The sequence below is a fragment of the Acinetobacter sp. KB005 genome (genome assembly GCF_049949095.1).
Taxonomy (GTDB): domain Bacteria; phylum Pseudomonadota; class Gammaproteobacteria; order Pseudomonadales; family Moraxellaceae; genus Acinetobacter; species Acinetobacter calcoaceticus.
The window spans coordinates 3,645,106-3,664,428 of sequence record NZ_CP188191.1; the positions used below are offsets into that span (position 1 = coordinate 3,645,106).

17 protein-coding genes and 1 tRNA gene are annotated in these 19,323 nt (G+C 35.0%); 4 read left to right on the top strand and 14 right to left on the bottom strand.

Translation table 11 applies throughout. The annotated features are described in order from the left end of the window. Window positions 1-1,558: 1,558 nt before the first annotated feature. The 3 genes from ACPF64_RS17460 to ACPF64_RS17470 are packed head-to-tail and all read left to right on the top strand — an operon-like array spanning window position 1,559 to window position 3,825. Entirely contained in the window at window positions 1,559-2,398 is an 840-nt protein-coding gene (locus ACPF64_RS17460) for a hypothetical protein (protein ID WP_052660513.1), read from the top strand. Between the two features lie 55 nt (window positions 2,399-2,453). Then, a complete protein-coding gene (locus ACPF64_RS17465; protein ID WP_426454817.1) occupies window positions 2,454-3,341 on the top strand; it encodes an endonuclease/exonuclease/phosphatase family protein in 888 nt (295 codons plus the stop codon). Window position 3,342: 1 nt separating this feature from the next. Further along, window positions 3,343-3,825, top strand: coding sequence for a hypothetical protein (locus ACPF64_RS17470; protein ID WP_052660516.1), 483 nt, complete (start codon window positions 3,343-3,345; stop codon window positions 3,823-3,825). A gap of 142 nt (window positions 3,826-3,967) precedes the next feature. On the opposite strand, the gene ACPF64_RS17475 is transcribed toward ACPF64_RS17470, so the two are convergent. Beyond that, window positions 3,968-5,410: a hypothetical protein gene (locus ACPF64_RS17475; RefSeq protein ID WP_045125795.1), complete on the bottom strand. Its 1,443-nt coding sequence runs from the start codon at window positions 5,408-5,410 to the stop codon at window positions 3,968-3,970. An 883-nt stretch (window positions 5,411-6,293) separates the two neighbouring features. Between ACPF64_RS17475 and ACPF64_RS17480 the strand changes: the two genes are divergently transcribed. Beyond that, on the top strand, window positions 6,294-8,144 hold the full coding sequence (locus ACPF64_RS17480) for an ATP-dependent nuclease (protein WP_064785870.1): 1,851 nt from the start codon (window positions 6,294-6,296) through the stop codon (window positions 8,142-8,144). Here ACPF64_RS17480 and ACPF64_RS17485 read toward each other — a convergent pair. From ACPF64_RS17485 to ACPF64_RS17545, 13 genes are all read right to left on the bottom strand, one after another. After that, window positions 8,116-8,373, bottom strand: a complete 258-nt coding sequence (locus ACPF64_RS17485; RefSeq protein ID WP_064785868.1) for a hypothetical protein — start codon at window positions 8,371-8,373, stop codon at window positions 8,116-8,118. The two genes, ACPF64_RS17480 and ACPF64_RS17485, sit on opposite strands and share 29 nt — an antisense overlap. A gap of 151 nt (window positions 8,374-8,524) precedes the next feature. Further along, window positions 8,525-10,972 carry a DUF927 domain-containing protein gene (locus tag ACPF64_RS17490; protein WP_426454820.1) on the bottom strand — a complete coding sequence of 816 codons (2,448 nt, stop codon included), beginning with the start codon at window positions 10,970-10,972 and terminating at the stop codon, window positions 8,525-8,527. Next, a complete protein-coding gene (locus ACPF64_RS17495; protein ID WP_426454822.1) occupies window positions 10,969-11,286 on the bottom strand; it encodes a hypothetical protein in 318 nt (105 codons plus the stop codon). Before ACPF64_RS17495 ends, ACPF64_RS17490 begins: the two co-directional genes overlap by 4 nt. Beyond that, window positions 11,279-11,614, bottom strand: coding sequence for a hypothetical protein (locus ACPF64_RS17500; RefSeq protein WP_426454824.1), 336 nt, complete (start codon window positions 11,612-11,614; stop codon window positions 11,279-11,281). Before ACPF64_RS17500 ends, ACPF64_RS17495 begins: the two co-directional genes overlap by 8 nt. Next, entirely contained in the window at window positions 11,601-11,852 is a 252-nt protein-coding gene (locus tag ACPF64_RS17505) for a hypothetical protein (protein WP_320138782.1), read from the bottom strand. The genes ACPF64_RS17500 and ACPF64_RS17505 overlap by 14 nt, the downstream gene beginning before the upstream one ends. Before the next feature lies 1 nt (window position 11,853). Further along, window positions 11,854-12,567: a phage antirepressor KilAC domain-containing protein gene (locus ACPF64_RS17510; protein ID WP_426454827.1), complete on the bottom strand. Its 714-nt coding sequence runs from the start codon at window positions 12,565-12,567 to the stop codon at window positions 11,854-11,856. Window positions 12,568-12,570: 3 nt separating this feature from the next. Continuing rightward, window positions 12,571-12,786: a hypothetical protein gene (locus ACPF64_RS17515; protein ID WP_064785856.1), complete on the bottom strand. Its 216-nt coding sequence runs from the start codon at window positions 12,784-12,786 to the stop codon at window positions 12,571-12,573. A gap of 131 nt (window positions 12,787-12,917) precedes the next feature. Then, complete coding sequence (locus tag ACPF64_RS17520; RefSeq protein ID WP_426454829.1) at window positions 12,918-14,354, bottom strand: hypothetical protein; 1,437 nt, start codon at window positions 14,352-14,354, stop codon at window positions 12,918-12,920. 336 nt (window positions 14,355-14,690) lie between these two features. Then, window positions 14,691-15,170 carry a hypothetical protein gene (locus ACPF64_RS17525; protein ID WP_426454831.1) on the bottom strand — a complete coding sequence of 160 codons (480 nt, stop codon included), beginning with the start codon at window positions 15,168-15,170 and terminating at the stop codon, window positions 14,691-14,693. After that, entirely contained in the window at window positions 15,163-16,368 is a 1,206-nt protein-coding gene (locus ACPF64_RS17530; RefSeq protein ID WP_426454833.1) for a tyrosine-type recombinase/integrase, read from the bottom strand. Before ACPF64_RS17530 ends, ACPF64_RS17525 begins: the two co-directional genes overlap by 8 nt. 192 nt (window positions 16,369-16,560) lie before the next feature. Further along, window positions 16,561-16,637 (bottom strand) — tRNA-Val (locus ACPF64_RS17535). 167 nt (window positions 16,638-16,804) lie between these two features. Further along, the gene (locus tag ACPF64_RS17540) at window positions 16,805-17,110 is read right to left on the bottom strand and encodes a YbdD/YjiX family protein (protein WP_004643555.1); all 306 of its coding nucleotides are present in this window, start codon (window positions 17,108-17,110) and stop codon (window positions 16,805-16,807) included. Beyond that, a complete protein-coding gene (locus ACPF64_RS17545; protein ID WP_426454835.1) occupies window positions 17,110-19,206 on the bottom strand; it encodes a carbon starvation CstA family protein in 2,097 nt (698 codons plus the stop codon). The genes ACPF64_RS17540 and ACPF64_RS17545 overlap by 1 nt, the downstream gene beginning before the upstream one ends. Window positions 19,207-19,323: the final 117 nt, after the last annotated feature.

The following is a 19,323-nucleotide window of genomic DNA, read 5'->3' on the forward strand; positions in this document are numbered from 1 at the left end:
CTCTTCTAAGTTTTTGTTGGACATAGTTGGACAAACTCAAGGTTCTAAAATCCGCTCAATACCTTTCTATATATGGCTTTTGGGCAAATCAAAAGGTAAGCCCCGTCCAACAAAATTAGTTTTTGTTTTACGTAGTTTTACGAGATGGATAATTAAAAAAAGATAAAAACCCTTATGGTGCATAGCGTACGGCGTATTTTTCATAAATCGCCGTAAAACAAAATTTACTTGGACGTACTTGGACAGATTCAGATAAGCAGACTTACTAGAAATCTGCTGTATCCATTGATATACATAGTTTGTAAAGGATTTTAAATCATGATCCATGACTAAGCCGTCCAAGTAATTACTTAGATAGATTTGAATATAAATAATGTTTTTTTGCTTTACGTAGCTTTACGAGGTGAATATTTAAAAAAAGCTAAAACCCTTATGGTGCATAGCGTAAGGCGTATTTTATATAAATGGTCGTAAAGCAAATTTACTTAGAAAGAATTGAATATAAATCGTGTTTTTGTTGTACGTAGCTGTACGAAATCAAAATTATAAAAAAGCCGAAACCATTGCACTGCCTAGCATAGAAGTTATTTTTAAAAATATTGCTGTACAGCTCAATGCTCTTACTATTACTAGATAAATAATTGAATATAAAACTTTGACATGTAATTCAAATTTAGGTTGACGTAGGTTGACCAAACTCAGTTTCTTAAAATTAATTAAAACTCTATAAAGCATTAATATATAAATAATTTAAAGAAAATTTAATATGTTTTCAGGAGACATGCTGTCAACCTAAATTGCAATCCTCTCATATACGAAAAAAGTAGAAGTTTCCTTGACGTACCTTGACGGAATATCACTTTTAAAACCTTGCTAAAATTGGCTGTAAAGCCTTATTGATAAGGTTTTTAGTTAGATAGGTAGACGCTTTTAAATAGAGGTCTGTCAAGGTAAATTGCTTGTATCTTTTATATCAAAATTTAAGCTTATTAATTTTGACGTGCTTTTGATATACGTAGCTGTATGGATTTACTTGGACAAAACTTCATTTTCACAATTCTTTTAAAAAGCCCGATAGTGCTTGGGAATTTGAACGAGGTTTTAGACATAGAGCCGTCCAAGTAAATTACACTTGTCTTGTACAACAATATACACAGCTATTCTTTCCACTCTTCTTAGACGTACGTAGACAAATTAGTGGAAATAGCACATTGGTCTTGATACGATTTATAGCCCTAAGCTTTTATTTTTTGCATACTTAATTTTAATTTATTAAAATTCGTAATTTTATAAAAAGGATTTTTTTCAATATAAAAGAGTTGATTTTGTTTGAAAAAGCAAAAACAAGCGCAACAATATATTGTTAGCATTATTAATGAGAATGAGAGTTATCAAGAACAGAATTTTGGAACATGTACATCAATGAAAAAATCGAGAGGGAAGTTAAACATAAAAACTCGAATTCCAAAAACCAGATTATTCGAAATTTAAAATAGTTTCAAAGACTTAATAACCGCCTCCACTACTAATTGAGTTCTGTAGACAATTGGGTTTAAAAATGATTGATGAAAAATATATAGAAAAACTTAATTACTTTTTGAAAGATGATTTTGAGAAAGATTTATTCCTGGCAGCTAGGAAAAACTTGGATGCGGAATACCACTCCTTAACCTTCAATAATTTCGCCTATGCAATGCGAGAATTAATAACTCACCTATTACATAGATCTGCACCAGATGAAGAAATACTTCAATGTTCTTGGTATAAATATGACTCCACATCTAAATCTGGAATAACTCGTAGACATAGGCTTCAATACATGATTCATGGAGGCTTAGGGGCACATTTATTACAAAAATTGGATTTAGCTCAAGTAATTAATGATGCGTGTGATAATCTACTATCCCAGCAAAAAAGGTTAAATTCCTTCACACATATTGGACCCAGTACATTTGGAATATCATTAGACGATTCAGAAAAATTAGCTGAAGAATGTATCGAGGCTGTGATAGAAATCATTTCTATTATTGATCAAATCAAACAAGCTGTATTTGAAAAAATCGAAAATACTCTAGATTCTCACTTATTAGAATCCACTATTTTTGAGTCTTGTGAAGAAATTGAAATTTTAGCAAATAGAGCTTCTATCGAAGAATTATACGCTGAGGGTTTTGATGACATAAAGATACTATCTAATAAAGTAATCTTTATTGTTAATGGTACAGCTAATTGTCATTTCGAATATGGATCTAGAAAAGAATGGAACGAAGGTGATGGAACAGTGATAAAGCCATCATTTCCATTTCAGGCAAAAGTTTCAGTTATGATTCAACAACCTTTTGGGGAGGAGATAATAGTGCATAGAGTTGGCATTAATACAGATAGTTGGTATGAATGACATTCCAATCCTTTAGATATAAATATGGTTTTGAAAAATAGGTGAACTATTTTTAATGAAAGATTATTTATCAATCATATGGTGGAATACTAGCCTTTCACCGCCCATGAGTTCAAAACGGAATTTAGCTTCACAAGTTAAAAAAGAGTGTATTGCAACTGTTTTAAAAAAATTTATGGATATGAAATATGACTTTATATGCTTAGGTGAAGTCAGCATCGAAGATATAAGTTATATTTCAAGCTATTTGAATTTAAAAAAGACTGAATACAATTATGCTATTGGGGCACAGAAACAAGGTCGTTTATATTTTGATACGGCTATTTTTTATAAAAAAAATCATCAATTGATTAAGTACAATAGGGATGATTGTCAATTTGCAACCATGGGGCTTGGTAGTCGTAATTTAAAAATCTTTGAAAGATATGAGTTCATACATTCTGAATTTGGTAATTTACTCTCGCTGTATTTGTCTCACTGGCCAAGTAGATTACAGGATAACAGTTTAAATACAACTACAATTTCAGCGCGCTTAAGGTTTGAAGTTGAAAAAGATCTTGATAATAATAAGGAAGTTATCATGATGGGTGATTACAATGTTGAGCCTTTTAGTGATGAGATGGTTCATCATTTACAATCATCAAGAGATAGAGATATTGTCTTAAAAAAACCAAATATCTTTTATAATCCATGCTGGAAGTTCTTACCTTTAGATGCAAATGCAAGAGTTAAGGGTACTTACAATTACACTGAAGGTAATTTTCATACTTGGTGTGTAATAGATCAAATATTAATTTCAAGCTCTTTCTTGAAAAATCAGTGGTCTTTTGATGATAGTCTAACTTCTATTATTGACTTAAATACACTATTTAAACCGGATGAAGAATTTAAAAATCCTTCTGACCATTGGCCTTTAAGCACTTTAATTACGAGGATAAATTAATATGTCTAATTCTTTAGAGAATAGTTTGTTTGGTCAAGCCTTAAAGGCTGGTTTACAAGCTTCAGAAAATAAATCAAAAAATTTATCTTCAATTAATGAGGTTATTGAAAAATTAAAATTAGAAATATCTCAAGCTACTGATAATAAGATCTCAATTCAATATAAATCACCTGCAAAACGAAATCCTTTAGCAGCCTTTGGTGTTTTAGGTGGTGCCCTCAGTTCTTTAGAGATTAATGATAAACCCAAGGATGAAAAGCCAAAAGATAAGGCTATATATGCTGTCAATTCGGAAGGTGATGAAGAATTACTTTCGATCGTCGAAATAGGTAGCGAAGGATACCCTTGTACAATTTTTCTAGATGGGAATAAGTTGATTGCGTTAGATAAAATGTCTTTTGAAAGTAATTTATCTGAATTAATTTCTTCTGCTACTATCGGTGATAAGTTTCAAAGACTCCTCAATGCACTAAATAATGACTGAATTTAAAAGATGATGCCCCTTTATAGGGGCTAATAAGTATCAAAGCAACTGCAACATATCTGCCCTAATCTCTATTACTTACCAATCTGGTGCTTAAGTACAGTATTAAGATCCAAATACAATTTTTCTCGTGAGAATTTCTCTAATCCGGAGCTAACCAGGCATTCAATGGGCCCACATACTTGTTGATTCCATATGCAAATGATTCTTGTTGATATGGTGCTCCTTGATAGAGAATATAATCATTTGTTACTTCCAACTCTTTATAAACTTTATTATCTGTAGCACAACTATACAATAGAGCTATACCAATTTCCTTGCCAAGCTTTGATGCTCTTACTGTTATATATCCACCAGATTTAACAGGTTGCCCAAAAGAATGACATTGCCATCCATTATCTCTAAGACTTTTAACTATTTCATCATTCATTTTAGTTGATAAAACTGCAGAGCATCTTAACCAACCATCATCTGAAGCTGTTGGGTTGAAAGGTAAGCACCCATTGATTTGTAATTGCTGCAAAAGAGTATTTTTGATGGCTTGTAAATTTAAGCAAGCAAAAACATCGTTACGAAAAGATTCTGATCTAATATCTGGAGTTGGTGAGAAAATTGATAACTTAGACTCTTTCATTGCAAAACATTCAATAAATGCCAATGCTTGAATTAGGCCCATGGCGCGAAAAAAATTAGACTGATTTTGCCAAATTTCAGATTTAGCATGAGCAAAAAAATGTCGATTAAATCCTGAAGTATTTTGGTAGTTTCCGGTATTCTCATAAAAACTATTTTTAAGCCAATTTCCTATTAATTCAATAATTCTAATACGCTCATTCATTACTTTCAGCACATCATCTTGAACATACTCTTCGGGAATCCAATCTGCACCTAATATATGATCATGTTTTATATTCTCTTTAGCACGTTTTATGCATCGATCAACTTTAGTTTTTAAATCAAGATTCTCAAAGGAATCCTCAATGATAGTATTTAAAATATCTTCGATCATCGGAATTAAGGATGCTATAGAAGCTACTCTCATTCCACTATAAAAAGCTAAAATTGATTCTTTAATTAATGGTACATGCTTTGATATAGCTATTGAGTCTGAAAAAGTTTGTACAGTAATGGGAATAATGTTGGAGAAATTGTATACAGTTGGGAAAAACTCTTGAAACCGTTTTTGTAAGTCCTCTTTAGGCAAAAACTCGTGGTAACCAATTTTCAAATTAGCTACTTTGAAGCCTTCACCTATTTGTTCTCGACTCATAAAGACTGGCGGGAACCAGTCTACTTTAGCCCAGAATTCTTCTTGTTTTTGGAATGGTATAATATTGTTCTGATAAATTTGAATTTCTGATAGTTTCTGTCGAGGTAATAAAGTCGTTACATTGTTTACAATTGTAATCTTAATTGCTGGAATGCTAAGGTTAAAGCCAAAAGTACATTCTTCAATCTCAATTATCTCTACCCCCCTTTTTATACAACATATACGTACCTCATCCAGGGTAATCGTTGACATTCTATTTTGATTGTTAAATTTACACCAAACTCCCTTAATTTTTCTTAATTGCTGTTCTGACATAGCTAACCTTGATATAAAAGTTGTGTTTATTAATTTAAGCTAAACCTACCAATTAAATTTAAGAATAGCACTTTAACTTTAGCATACCCTTGACTTTTTTTTATACAACCCACCAATAAAAATTATTAAATTACGTATACTTAAATAGTAAATACAAAAATTATTTTTAATTAGGTGTCCATTAGGTGAAATGCTCGTTTCAGAAGCACAACCTAATACACGCATGACAGCTACTTTATTTACGTTTGGCAGTTTTACCTATCAAAATTTATATTTTTTTATAAATGACTAAATCAACCTGTAAGTTTTGCTAAATAAGAGATTTAAAAAATCTAGTCAGCTTTTGGAAAGCAGGCTGTCAAGGTAAATAGTAAGCACTTCGTATAAGTAAAAACTAGAAGTTTCCTTGATGTCCCTTGATGAAATTTCGATTATCAAAAATTAATAAGATCTATTATTCATGGACCTTTGAAAGTAATTGATTAATCCTTCTATAAGTTGTCCATCAAGGAAATGAGAAGTGATTTCGAGCTAAAGTTGCCACTTTTGTTATACATAGTCATACAAAATCAAAAAATGAATAGAAAAATTTAACCAGCCTTTAATGGATAATTTAAAGACATTTACTCTTACGTAGTCTTACGAGATGGTATTTTCCAAAAAAGACGTAAAGCTTGTGCTATATAGGTTAGAGCCTATTATACGAAAGAAATCGGTAAGACTAATTTTGGTAGATGGAAGTTAATAATAGCAGTATTAAAAATACTTAAATGAGTTAGTGAAAAATTATCTACAAGAGAAATATTAAAACTGATTAGTGTTTCAAAAGTAAATTTTAATGGTAAATTAAAGATATAAAATTATTATTTTTCAGAGTATTAACATGGAATTTCCACTCCAATTAACTTGTACCATTGATAGTCATAACGGCAAACTAGAAAAGTGTATTTCTATTAACCAACCCTTTACTTGTATTTTAGGCCCTAATGGCTCTGGAAAAACACATCTATTAAGAAGTATTAAAAATACTATTCATCCTTTTATAAATGAAAAAAAGACAAAATTTATTTCAGCAGGACGCATAGGTATGTTTGAACAATATCGTTCAGATTATGATGGACATAGAAATAATTATATTTTGTATGATAATGCTCAATTTGGTAGTAAAGACTCTTTAGCTCGTCATCATAGTATTGAAACCTTGGAGGGGACATATCAAGGATTAGCTTCACGTCCAGATATTTTATTAAAAATAAGAGAGCGACTACAAAAACTTTTCAAAAGAGATTTAATTATTAATTGGGATGCGGGATATCTTAAGATTCTGTTTACAAAATTGGATGGATCTAAACCATATTCCTCTGGTCGAGAAGCATCTGGATTAATGCATTTGGTCGGTATATTAGCAGCTTTATATGATGATGAGATAGGTGCACTTTTTATTGACGAACCAGAAGTATCACTGCATCCACAACTACAAGCTTTCTTATTAAATGAAATTTTAGGAGTTGCAGGTATTCCAGAAGAAAATAGCTATAAAAAAATAATTGTTATTGCCACTCACTCTACTGAAATGCTAAAAATTAATAATCCGATAGATTTAGCTTCCCTAATTTTTTGTTATGATTTGAATGAAGATCCAGTTCAAATTTCACCAGATGAAGACATATTAAAAAATAAAAAAATTAAAAGTTTAATTTCGAAATTAGGTCAAGAACACAAATTAACTCTCTTTTCAAAAAGACCATTGTTGGTAGAAGGCCCATCTGATGTAGTGATTTGCAACACTTTAGCAAATAGAACTAATATTTTTTTAGAGGCCTCAGGATCTCAGATTTTACCAGTAATCGGCAAGGATCAATTCCCTATAGTGGTTAAACTTTTTAAACTCTTAGGTAAAGATCCAGTCATTTTAGCAGATGCTGATAGTATTTCTGATGGGACCGAATTATTAAATCAGTTATTACCTCATTTTCCTGATGCAGATCATTTAGCAGCTCATCTAGGATTTGGCAAAGCTTTTGAAATGGCAAGAAATTTAAATACTGACTTTGTGAGACATCTCGACGAACATTGGACTGAAATAGAAACTTTAGCTCATCAGCACGCCTATTGGATAAATGGACATAATGATGATGAAACTAAAGCAAAAAAACGATCTGCTTTTTCAACATTAATGAGCCTAGACTCATCCAGTATTGATGAACTAAATAATAAAACAGCATGGATTTCTATTAGAAGAAGATATGAAGCTTTATTAAATTTATTAGAACAGGTTGGAATCTTCTTTTTAAGAAAAGGCTCAATTGAAGCGTATTACTGTATCTCAGATCAAGTAACTTCAGAAGGCAAAATTGATGCCGCAATTGAAGAGCTGACGTTTATTAATCAAGAGAGCGAAAGTCTAATTGAGACAACGTATAATGATATTATTAGATGCTTGAGATTTGCTTCTGCAAGTGACCCAATTAATGAAACCCGAGCATTAAGAGATCTAGTGCTTTCAATAGTTTCTCCTTGTATAGCCAAAATGCGAGATCCAAATAACAAAGAAGATTTAAACCAGTTCGCTCAAACTCTTTTAAAGGAACAGGCAACTATATTTGATCTTGAAAGAAATGAGGATAATTTAATAGTTCACCTTAAAAGTAAAATCATTGCATCAGACTCTTTCCCTTTAACAATACATAAAGACGTTGATATTGTTAAGCATTTATTACAAGTTTTAATTTAGAAAACTTAACAATCTGCCAATCAGTCACTCCCATTTCAATAAGGATTTCCTCATCACCTTTCAGGAACTCCTTATTGATATGATAAAAGAACCCTTCCTCATCTTTACCTAAGGTAATAATGGCTTGGCCATATGGTGGAGTCTCATTTTTAAGAGACTTCCACTCATTCACGGCGTATCCTTCTTGCTGTTCAAGTATCCTCAAAAACTCTTTTCTACTCATTGTCATTTTATTGTCCACGTATTAATGAATTAGATAAATCTATGTAACCTCAGAAATCTGTAACCTTTTCTCTTTTTTAAAAGGTTACACCCTGAAAGCCTTGCCCCATAAGGCTGTAACCTCAGTAACCTTTGTAACCTCAGTTTTTTCACCATTCCTAGAGTTCATCCAGATCATCTGTAAGTACCTTTTCATTAAATACATACATAGGAATCGCTTTAGGCATGCCATCAATTCCTCTTGTGAGCTTAGTAGACTTGCCATTATTTAGATGATCCAGCCATCCACGTTGTATAAGTAACTTGCCGACACGTTTAGGGTTCAGCCCTTTGCAAAGCTCTTTTTTGAATTGTTCCGGATAGACCAGATATTTCTTTTCGCCGTTCTCAATTTTCCAATAACCTACTCGATTAATGACTTTATCCAGATGTTCCGCATCTGGTGTCATACATTCAAAACGACTATTACCATGTGCTTCAAAAAAAGCTTTAATCTGAGCCAGAATTTCCAGATCTTCATAGTTGCCAACCCGATCAAAGCTAGCTAACCATTGTTTAAAAACAGCTTGTATGGCACTAAATGCGGTACCGCTTTTCCATCCTGTTATTCCAGCTTGTGTTGCTAGTTCACCAGCTGTAGCAATCAAAGCAAATGTATTGGCTACACGAATAATATGTCCTTCTGAATGTCCATCAATCATTGGTTCTCGGTATTGTTCCCATAACTGTCGAGCATGTTTAATAATTTCATGTTTATCGCTACAAAGAAATTCAAGCCACGCTATACCTGCTTCACCGTAATACATATTTGAATGCTCTACTAACATTCGGGATTGCATTGCACCATCCGAAGCAAAATCAATACTGTCAAACACACCATACTCTGACTGATCTACATCAATATCGATTAATCGGATCTCTTGTCCTAGTTTGGCCTTTTGACCATGCTTGGCCATAATATCTTTGAGCCCTTCTTCCCCACTGGACAGAAAGATAAGTTTCCAGTTAAAAGCAGGTTTAGCTGTGATTTGCTTGTTTAAACGAGCTTTACCTAATCCATTGGCCAGCATATAAACAATGTTACCTAGCTCTTTAGGATTGGCAATTTCTCCAATCTCATCTAAAGCCAAAAAGCTATCATTGTGCATATAGGCTGTATGCTCAAGAGCATTGCCGGTTGCTCTCCATGTACGATAAAAACGGCTTGGTTTACCCCATACGCTACAACCTAAAAATAATGCCGTTGATTTACCTTTAGATGACTTCCCAACAAAGTGAACACCTGCTCCATTCTGTTGTTCCAGTGGACCTAAAAGCTGGCCAGCAAACGCCGTACTGATGGCACACACTAACTTGCTATGGTTCTGTGCGAGCTTAGATACCTCTTCTCTCCATTGAATTAATGTGCCGTTGCGTTGATAGCGATTATCTAAACCGTGAATAGCCTGATAAACAATTAAATCATTATCTTTACTTTGGCCAACCTCACAATGAGGCAATACATACACCTCATCATGCCAGCCTACGCGATCGACACATAAGGCCCTCTGCTCAACTGGATAACTCATCAAATAGCTTTGTAATAAGCTTCTCGCTTTAGCATCCGGTGCTATTGTCATTCCTTGATAAGAAAGTGCTTTGCGTAGTTCTACGCCGTCAGACTGGAAGAACTCCATAGAAACAGCTTGTAGATGCTTAATACCATCTGGATCGTACCATTCGAGCAACCGTCCCCATGAGGTACTAGAATTATCTCGAGTCAGAGCAACGACTTTAATTGGACTAGAAATATAACGCTTATAGTCATCTCCCTTGTTATTCGTTTCTAAAAAGTACAATCCAGATTCTAAAAGATGAAAGCGTCCATCCCCCCATTTAAATGGCTTGGCCAAATGGCCTTTTGGTAAAGGTTCAGTATGAGGAAGTCTGGCAATGGCTGCTTTTAAAAATGCAGAAACTTCCTCCGGATCTTCATCTTTAGTCAGTTCAATCAGAAATTCAGTCTCGTCAATTTTCTGGTACTGGTTAATTAGGCGAACACAAGTATTCTGCTCGAGCTTCTGGAAGGCATCATTTTTGAAATATTCAGGTCGTACAGGAAGGTAAAGCTTTTTAAAACCAGCTTGTGCCAATTGATTAATGACAAACTGGATCTGCTCAAAATCAAAAGCCTTAAGCGTTTTTGCTAAGCGAGAAGCACATAAGTTATTTAGTACGACCAGAGCTACAGATAACCCACTTGAAGCAATCTTAAAGAAAGACTCGAGGCTATAAGTAATAATTACAGGCTTGTCATGCTGTAGCTCACCATAAAAAGCAAACCCACGGGCTAATCCATCAGGAAAGATAGAAATAGTTTTTCCACTTTCAATAACGGCGCATTGAACCACACTTAATTCACCGTTAAAGATCGGTAGAATTAAGGGATTAGAGTATTCAACGTTATCTATCTCAACTCTATTTTGATCAATATAAATAGGCTGATTAGGTCCACCAAAACGCTGGATAATTTTATGCTGAAGATATTCAATTTGATCAGGTGTATATACCTGACAATGAGTCAAAACTTCACTTGGCGTCATGTTTGAGGTGTCACGTTTAGTCATGCTTGTGACTCCTCATATTCTTTTTGAAACTTATCTTCTTGTGCTTTGGAAAACTCCAGATTTTCATCAATTATGCTGTCTGTAATACTCAAGAGACGTTTTAAATCTTTAAATACACTTTCTGGCACGCTATAGACTTGTTGTAAGTACTCTGCTGTTTTTTCATATTTACTACGAATGGAATCAAGCATTACGGCGAGGTCAGCAACCTGTTCATAGGCCAACGCATAACCTTCAGACACATCACTGGCGTCATAAGTTTTTATAGCAATTTCTATATGAGAATTTTTAAAAGACGAGTTGTTACTAGGCATTATGAATGCACTCCTTGTGTTGTACAGGAGCTTCACCATTCACGGCCAAGTGAGGGTGGCGAAGCTGAAAAGGGTTGGCCGACAGGCAACACAAGAAACCTGCACACCCGAAGGTGTCCCTCTCCAGCCCCGCCATAAAATGCAGGTGCATAGAGATTTTACGCACAAAAAAAGTCCAATAAGCGGACTGTGCGCTTGTGTTACTTTTATAACCGGCCAAGGTTAGCTCATCTGCTTTCTGATGAACGTCCCTAGCATAACTAGGCACATGACACCTTGCAAGAAGTATTGTTAAAAATATGGGTAACAGATTCTTATGCTTTTCCATAAGGTGGCTCTCCCATAATACTGGTGAGTAATACCTGAAGGCTACCAGCGTGCAGCACTAAGACATCCTGCACAGAAGGCTTTTGCAATAATAATTCTCGGGTATCTTTAACTTCTTGAAGCTCACCATTTATGGCGAGGGTTTCAATAAACTTCATGGCTTGGTCATTCACAACCAAATCTGCTTTATCATCTTCTTCAGTAAGCGGAGCGTAAGAAGCTAAAACAAAACTCTTCATTTTAAGCCTCCTTACCAAAATGTTTAGCTAGAACATTCATACCTTTAGGAAGGATGAAGAACTCTATTTTAGTAAAGGTATATGGATCACCATTAGGTCGAATCCGAGCCACTTCTTCATACTTGGTTTCGCAATAACCACGCTCTTGGCTATAGTAGGTTGAAGCACGCACCCCATTAAGCTTGCGATCCCAACCATGTTTACGTAACCAGCTGGCCAATACTTCTCTTTTAATATTTAAGATTTTGCAGGCTTGTTGAAACTTTACACCTGCAGGAGTTTGAGTAATGGTATCGATTGTTCGTTCTAAAGACTGGTTCTGAGTTTCAAGATGAATTACTTGCTCTGTATAGTCCAAAAGAGCACGGCGTAAAGCATGAGGATTAGAAATATCTACCACCACTTCATCCTTAACTTTATATTCAAGTTCTTGCCAGCGATCGACTAAACTCGCCGTGAACTCAGGGCAAAGCTGAGCAACAACAATAATGCTGTCACGTTTGCCTTGTTCGCCTTCAAAAACATATACACCAACTTTTGAAGTAAACCCTAAGTTATTGATTCTTCCGAAATTCGTCATTGGAGTATTTCGAATAACACCTTTTTGCATAAGTCTCTCAATTGAGACTTTTACATTTCTATGCTCAGATTGAACCAGCTCAGAAATTTCCAAACTAGTCATCATAAGAATTGATGGATTAACTAATTTATTCATGAATTAAGCCTCCAATTCTGCATTGGTTTGGCTTTTGATTTGGTTGTTATGCCATTCAATTAGTTGTGCATAATCAAAATAGACTGGTGCCTGGCGAGTTGTACCGGCTTTATAAGCTTTAGGGAAAGTTGGATCATTTATGGTGAGCTCACGCAAAGCATTGCGCTTAATACTCAATAACTCGCATGCTTGGTTATATGTAACTCGGATTGGTTGCATTTATTTGACTCCATACAGTTGTGTTTGATGGAGCTAGTGAAGCAAATCAAATAAGGTGACATACAAGTGACACTTGGATAAAAAAAGGTGACATCTTAAGGTGCCACCTTTCAACAAGTAATTGTAGTAAATCACTTTTTTGGATTAGTAATTGCACAAATTCTTTTCACTAAATTTACTTGAGTAATATTCCGCTTCTTTAGAATATTAGTTATAGCTGGAGTATGTTCTTGATAAGGATATTCATTATGTAAATACTTTGCTTCCCAAGCCTCAATGGCTATTAAGAGCTCAGGAGCAAAACTTGCGGTATTTTTGTTAAGTGAAGGATGAATAAGTTGATCACATTTATCGATTTGATTTATTTGGCCTTCTTTTTCAATTTTTTCTTGTAAAATTTTTACTTCAGCTTCTAGTTCATATTTTTCATGTTCTATCCATAACAAAGCATTCTTTAAATTGGAAACATTTCTTTCCAACTCTTGATTTTCCTCTGTTAAAGAGACCACTTCATTTTGTGCATTAAGAGCAATCATTCTTATCTCTTCAAACTTAGCAAGATTATCATGAAGCTGTTCATTTTCTTTAATTAGCATTTCTAAATCATTATTATCAACATATATAATTTCATCATTTCTAAATGAATCCTCTTCAACATCATTAAACCCTTCAATCACAATCTTTTTACTTTTTAAAAAATCTTTAAGTTGAGCAGATTTAATTATGAAAAGTCCAGAAGAGACCTCCTCAAATAAATCCCCTCTTACTGCCGAGTAAATAAAATTTATAGCTTTATCAAAAACTGGGTTTTCTTTACGCCAAACAACTTTATTAGCTTTATGCCCTATTAGAGTAGGATCATATCCAGAAATTAAACATGCTGCTTCAGTAGCTGTAAAAGTATCATTTTTATAATATAAGGGATATTTTTTAGTCTGTTCCTCATAATCCCATAACTCATGGGGAATCTCACTTTCATTAATAATACCGAATTCAAAACCATATATGAATTGATCCTCAAATAACTCAAAGTGAGGAACATCATTTTCTTGGATAGTTAAATATTTTTGATCCCATATATATAGTTGTTGCCTATCTTTCGTAACTTCTTCAGATCCCAATAAATTAAGGCTTTTTATACCGTCCAAGTTAAAAAAATCTGTTCTATTCCAGAAAACCTCTTCACATTCTTTATTGTATGTAGAAAAGTTATGAATACTTGATGGCGCTTGCCCATCACCATTTTTAATAATGCGCTTTAATATATCAAAGGCATAATTCTCACCATTCCACCCTGACCCATCATAACGCCCTGCACTTGATACATGAATTTTATGATCTATACCTCGTATATAACAATCTATATAGGATTCAACACTCTTATTAAGTAGGTATACTGCAACTTCATAAATATTTGATGTAGTTTTCTCAGCTAGTAAGTTAATAGCTTCTTTCAAAGAAATATATTTATAAGTCTCATCTTCTTTTATTAGATTCAATAAACCCATGATGCCTCCCACAGCACGAAATCCCATATCAATAACAGCTAAGCCAATCAGACTGGGCATCTGACTTTCGGGAGCTACCCTAGACTTAGCATATTGAATTTAAACTAAAATAGTTCATGTATGAATATATAAAGCCAAGTAATACGTCTAATTGTGTCGCGCTCTAGTTTTAAATCTATAGAAATAAAATGTTGATGAGTTCAAGCAAAAGACGAATGATATTCAGAATTAAATCTATCGCGTCTAACAGCATTTTATGATGTGACTTTACTGAACCTGAAGTGATTTTTCTGGTTTGATTAATTTTATTCGACATCTAGATACATCCTTTCAAAATTAACAGGGATGTACTTAATTATTCACATGGCAGCCTTAGAAAATAGGGAAAAACTTTTTTTACTTTTTCCCTTTAATTTTTTCATAACTAATAATTATGCTTTCTGGATTTTTAATAATCATATCATCTGCTTGTCTTTTAATTGGCTGCCCCGCTTCTCGCTCTTGTTTTATCCAACTTTTCAAATTATCTGAGGTAATTTCCTCGTATTCATAGCAGACTAATTCAATTGCTCTCTTTTTTACGTTTAAAACTCTTAGATAACAATAATATGTCAAAACTGCTTCATATCTCCTTGGATCTGCTGGAGCTCCATTTTCTTCCTTGGAGATATATTTGGTTGGATTTATTATTTGATCTTTTCCCCTAGCTCTCACTATTCCATATGCCCACTCCTTTTCCATTTTAGTTAAAGGCTTATCATTTTTTATTTTTTCAGCAATTTCTATCATGAACTTTCCTTGATTTATGCAAGCACGTATTTCATCATCACGTGTTGCATCACCTGGAAAGCCATTAAACATCCAATCCTTAGCCATTTCCAACTATCCTATCAATCTCATCTGCCCACCACTGCATCATTCCTATACGCTCTTCAAAATGAGCTCCTTTATCATAGACACCTTTAACACCTTTTTTTAAATGTGCCAGTGTGGCTTCTACTACCTGCTCTTTATCACTAAATCTATTGTTTAGCTGAGTACTAGCAATGTGTCTAAAGCCATGAGGATTTTGTCTATCTTTATATCCCAATCGATTTAATGCGGTATTAAACGTATTATCAGATACCGGCTCGCTTAAGCTTCCTCTGCCTGGGAACAGAAAATTAGACTCAGTTTTATAAGTTAATAATTCTTTTAAAAGAACTATAGCCTGAGGAGGCAAAGGTACAGCATGAGGAATATCTTTTTTCATGATTACAGCTGGCTTAATCCACACAGCTTTATCAAGATCAAATTGATCCCAAGTGGCATATCTTAATTCGACAGGACGTGGAAACAATAAAGCAAACAATTCCAAACCAATTGCTTTATCCCGTTTAGGATAACTTCTGATAGCTCTAATCAAAGCAGGAAATTCATCAATATCGACAAACTTCATATTCCCGCCCTGATTTTTATCAAGATGTTTTGTTATGCCTTCTAACGGATTAAATTTTATTTTCTCTTGGAACTTTGCCCAATCATATGCATTACGACAATAAGACGTCAGCTTCTCAGTTTGAGTATAAATACCCAAATCACGCTGTAGACTTTGGAAGAAATCAAACCATTCTTTAGGTGAAATACCAGTAAAGTCTCTATTTCCAAATTTAGGAATAATATGTCTTTCGATAGATTTCTTCGCCTTATCAAAAGTATCGAATCCCCAATTTGGCTCTTTAGTATTTAACCAGTCATACATTAGATTTTTAAATAGCAGAGCTTTTTGCTCAGTGGCCTGTTTTTTTATAACTGCCTTAGTTTGTATCATCTCGCCATTAGAGAGCTTATTTAATATTTCATTTGCCTTCTTTCTAGCTAATGCTCCACTGATAGCTGGATAAGCTCCTAACCCCATCCATGACCATTTGCCATCAGGCTTTTTATATCTTAATTGCCAAGATTTATTTCCTTTCTTTTGTACGAGGAAATACAGACCATTACTATCCAGTTCCCTATAGTCTTTATCTTCTGGCTCAAGGCTGGCCAAAGTCGTATCAGATAAAGGTCTTTTCTTAATTGCGGTTCTTTTCATACAAATTATGGCAAACAAGCTTGTATCATGAGTTCAGTAATTGAATCATGATACACACGATGATACAAGAATCGATCTGCTATATGAGTTTGTGTTAGTTTATATAAAGCAATAAAAAAACCCTAAATCATTATAATTTAGGGCTTTTCTAAGTCATATAAAGCTATGTGAGTTTATATGATTTTAATGTCTTGGTAGGTATATCCAGACTCGAACTGGAGACCTCTACGATGTCAACGTAGCGCTCTAACCAACTGAGCTATACACCTAGGATGGAAAGCATAATATTCATTTTTCAAAAGCAAAACAAGTGATTTTCAATTGAAAAAAATACAAATGAGCAGACTTTAAGCAAACTCTTTTTCATTTTCCAAAAAAGAAAAACGGTACATGGTTTAACCACATACCGATTCTTTAGCTGAATATTAATCTCAACTTAACAAGGGCATTTCTTTAAAGTACCGCCAGCCGATGGATAACGCGCATCGACACAATAGCGATAGAAAGTTTTAGCATCCATTGGTGTTAAATCAGAATGATGAAGCTTCATATGTTCCAGATACGTTTGATAATCTGGTACACCGACCATGAGTCGAAAGCTTTGCTGCAAACGCTGCCACAGTGTTGCAATACGCGACCAGTTCTTTGGAGAGAGCAATAGCTCTTTTTGTGAGAGCACCGTCATTTTGATGATTTTCGCAATAATGACAGTTCCATTTTTTGCAAATTTAAAATTCATCATTACTCTCCTCGTGTGGTGACCACTTCAGGATCAGCATATACAGCTGGGGATTCATTTACAGTCGGTGTTGGGCTTGCTAAAGCACGGCGTACAATACCAATTGAAGCAATAATCATGACAATCGATACAATCATAAAGAAGCCACAAAGTGCAGCATTGATTTGATTTGACATCACAATCGTCTGCATTTCTTCAAGTGTTTTTGCTGGTTTTAATATTTCACCACGAGCAATCGCATCTGAAAATCTATTTGCTTGCGCTAAGAAACCAATTTTTGGATTTTCGTGGAAAATCTTTTGCCAACCCGCAGTCATACAGGTTACGAATAAGAAAATTGTTGGAATGATCGTCACCCATACATATTTTTCTTTTTTCATTTTAAACAGAATGACTGTACCCAAAATGAGTGCCATTGAAGCCAGCATTTGGTTACCAACACCAAATAGAGGCCATAAGGAGTTAACACCACCCAATGGATCAATCACACCTTGATAGACGAAGAATCCCCATCCACCTACTGCAACTGCTGTACCCACTAAGTTACCCACGAATGAACCAGAAGATTTAACCGCAGGAATTACAATACCCACTGTGTCTTGCACCATAAAACGACAAGCACGAGTACCGGCATCTACAGCAGTTAAGATGAATAATGCTTCAAATAAAATCGCAAAGTGGTACCAAAATGCCATCATTGAACGGCTATTGAAAATTTCCGAAATGATATGTGCCATACCAATCGCAAAGGTAGGCGCACCACCTGTACGTGAAAGAATCGAAGTTTCTCCGACTTCCTGTGCCAACAGCGTTAACATTTCAGGGGTAACAACAAATCCTAAATTACGAACAGCTTCTGCCGCTGATTCTACAGTTGTACCAAGTACAGCCGCAGGTGCATTAATTGCAAAGTACACGCCTGGGTCTAAGACAGTTGCACAGATCATCGCCATAATACCGACGAAAGACTCCATGAGCATGCCGCCATAACCAATCACGCGAATATCTGCTTCGTTATCAATGAGTTTTGGTGTAGTACCACTTGATACAAGCGCATGGAAACCAGAAATAGCACCACAGGCAATAGTAATAAATAGGAATGGAAATAAACTACCTGAGAAAACAGGACCAGTACCATCAATAAAATGGGTCACTGCTGGCATTTTCAATTCAGGTAATGCAATGATAATACCGACTGCTAAACCGAGAATGACACCGATTTTAAGGAAGGTTGATAGATAATCACGTGGCGCTAACAATAACCAGACAGGTAATACTGAAGCAATAAAGCCATAAATGATTAAGCACCATGTGAGCTGTGTTCCGGTTAAGGTGAAAAACTCACCCCAGTATGGATCTGCTGCAACATGTCCACCATAAACGATGGCAAGCATCATTAAGACGAAGCCAATAATAGAAACTTCAGCAATACGTCCCGGGCGAATAAATCGCATGTAAACGCCCATAAATAATGCAATGGGAATAGTCGCTGCAATAGTAAAAACACCCCATGGACTATGGGCAAGTGCTTTAACCACAACTAAGGCCAATACCGCAAGGATAATAATCATTACTCCAAGCGCGCCAAGCATTACAACGATACCAGCAAAAGAACCCAGTTCCTGTTTTGCCATTTCACCAAGCGAACGACCGTCTCGACGCGTTGAAATAAATAAAACTAAGAAGTCTTGTACTGCACCCGCGACAACCACACCGACCAGTAGCCAGATTGTCCCTGGTAAAAAACCCATTTGTGCAGCCAAAATTGGCCCGACTAATGGTCCCGCTCCGGCAATTGCCGCAAAGTGATGACCAAAAAGTACATATTTATTGGTGGGAACATAATCCAGACCATCGGCTAAACGATGTGCTGGGGTTAACCGTCTTGGGTTTAATTCAAATACTTTAGTTGCAATAAATAGACTATAAAATCGATATGCGATGCTATATACACATGCTGCAGCAAGTACAAGCCAAACCGCATTGACATGTTCACCACGACTGAGTGCCAGCATCCCAAAAGAAATTGCACCTATAATTGCCACTAGGCTCCAGACCAGCTTGGAGGGAAGCGTAGATTTCGCTTGCATTGTGTCCATTCTTAACCTCTCAATAAATAACTACAGCATTTTTATATTGTTATGTACTGTTCTATCAAATCCTTGTGACTGTACTCCTCCTTTAATTTTTTTCCTCTTATACTTTCGCATAAAAAA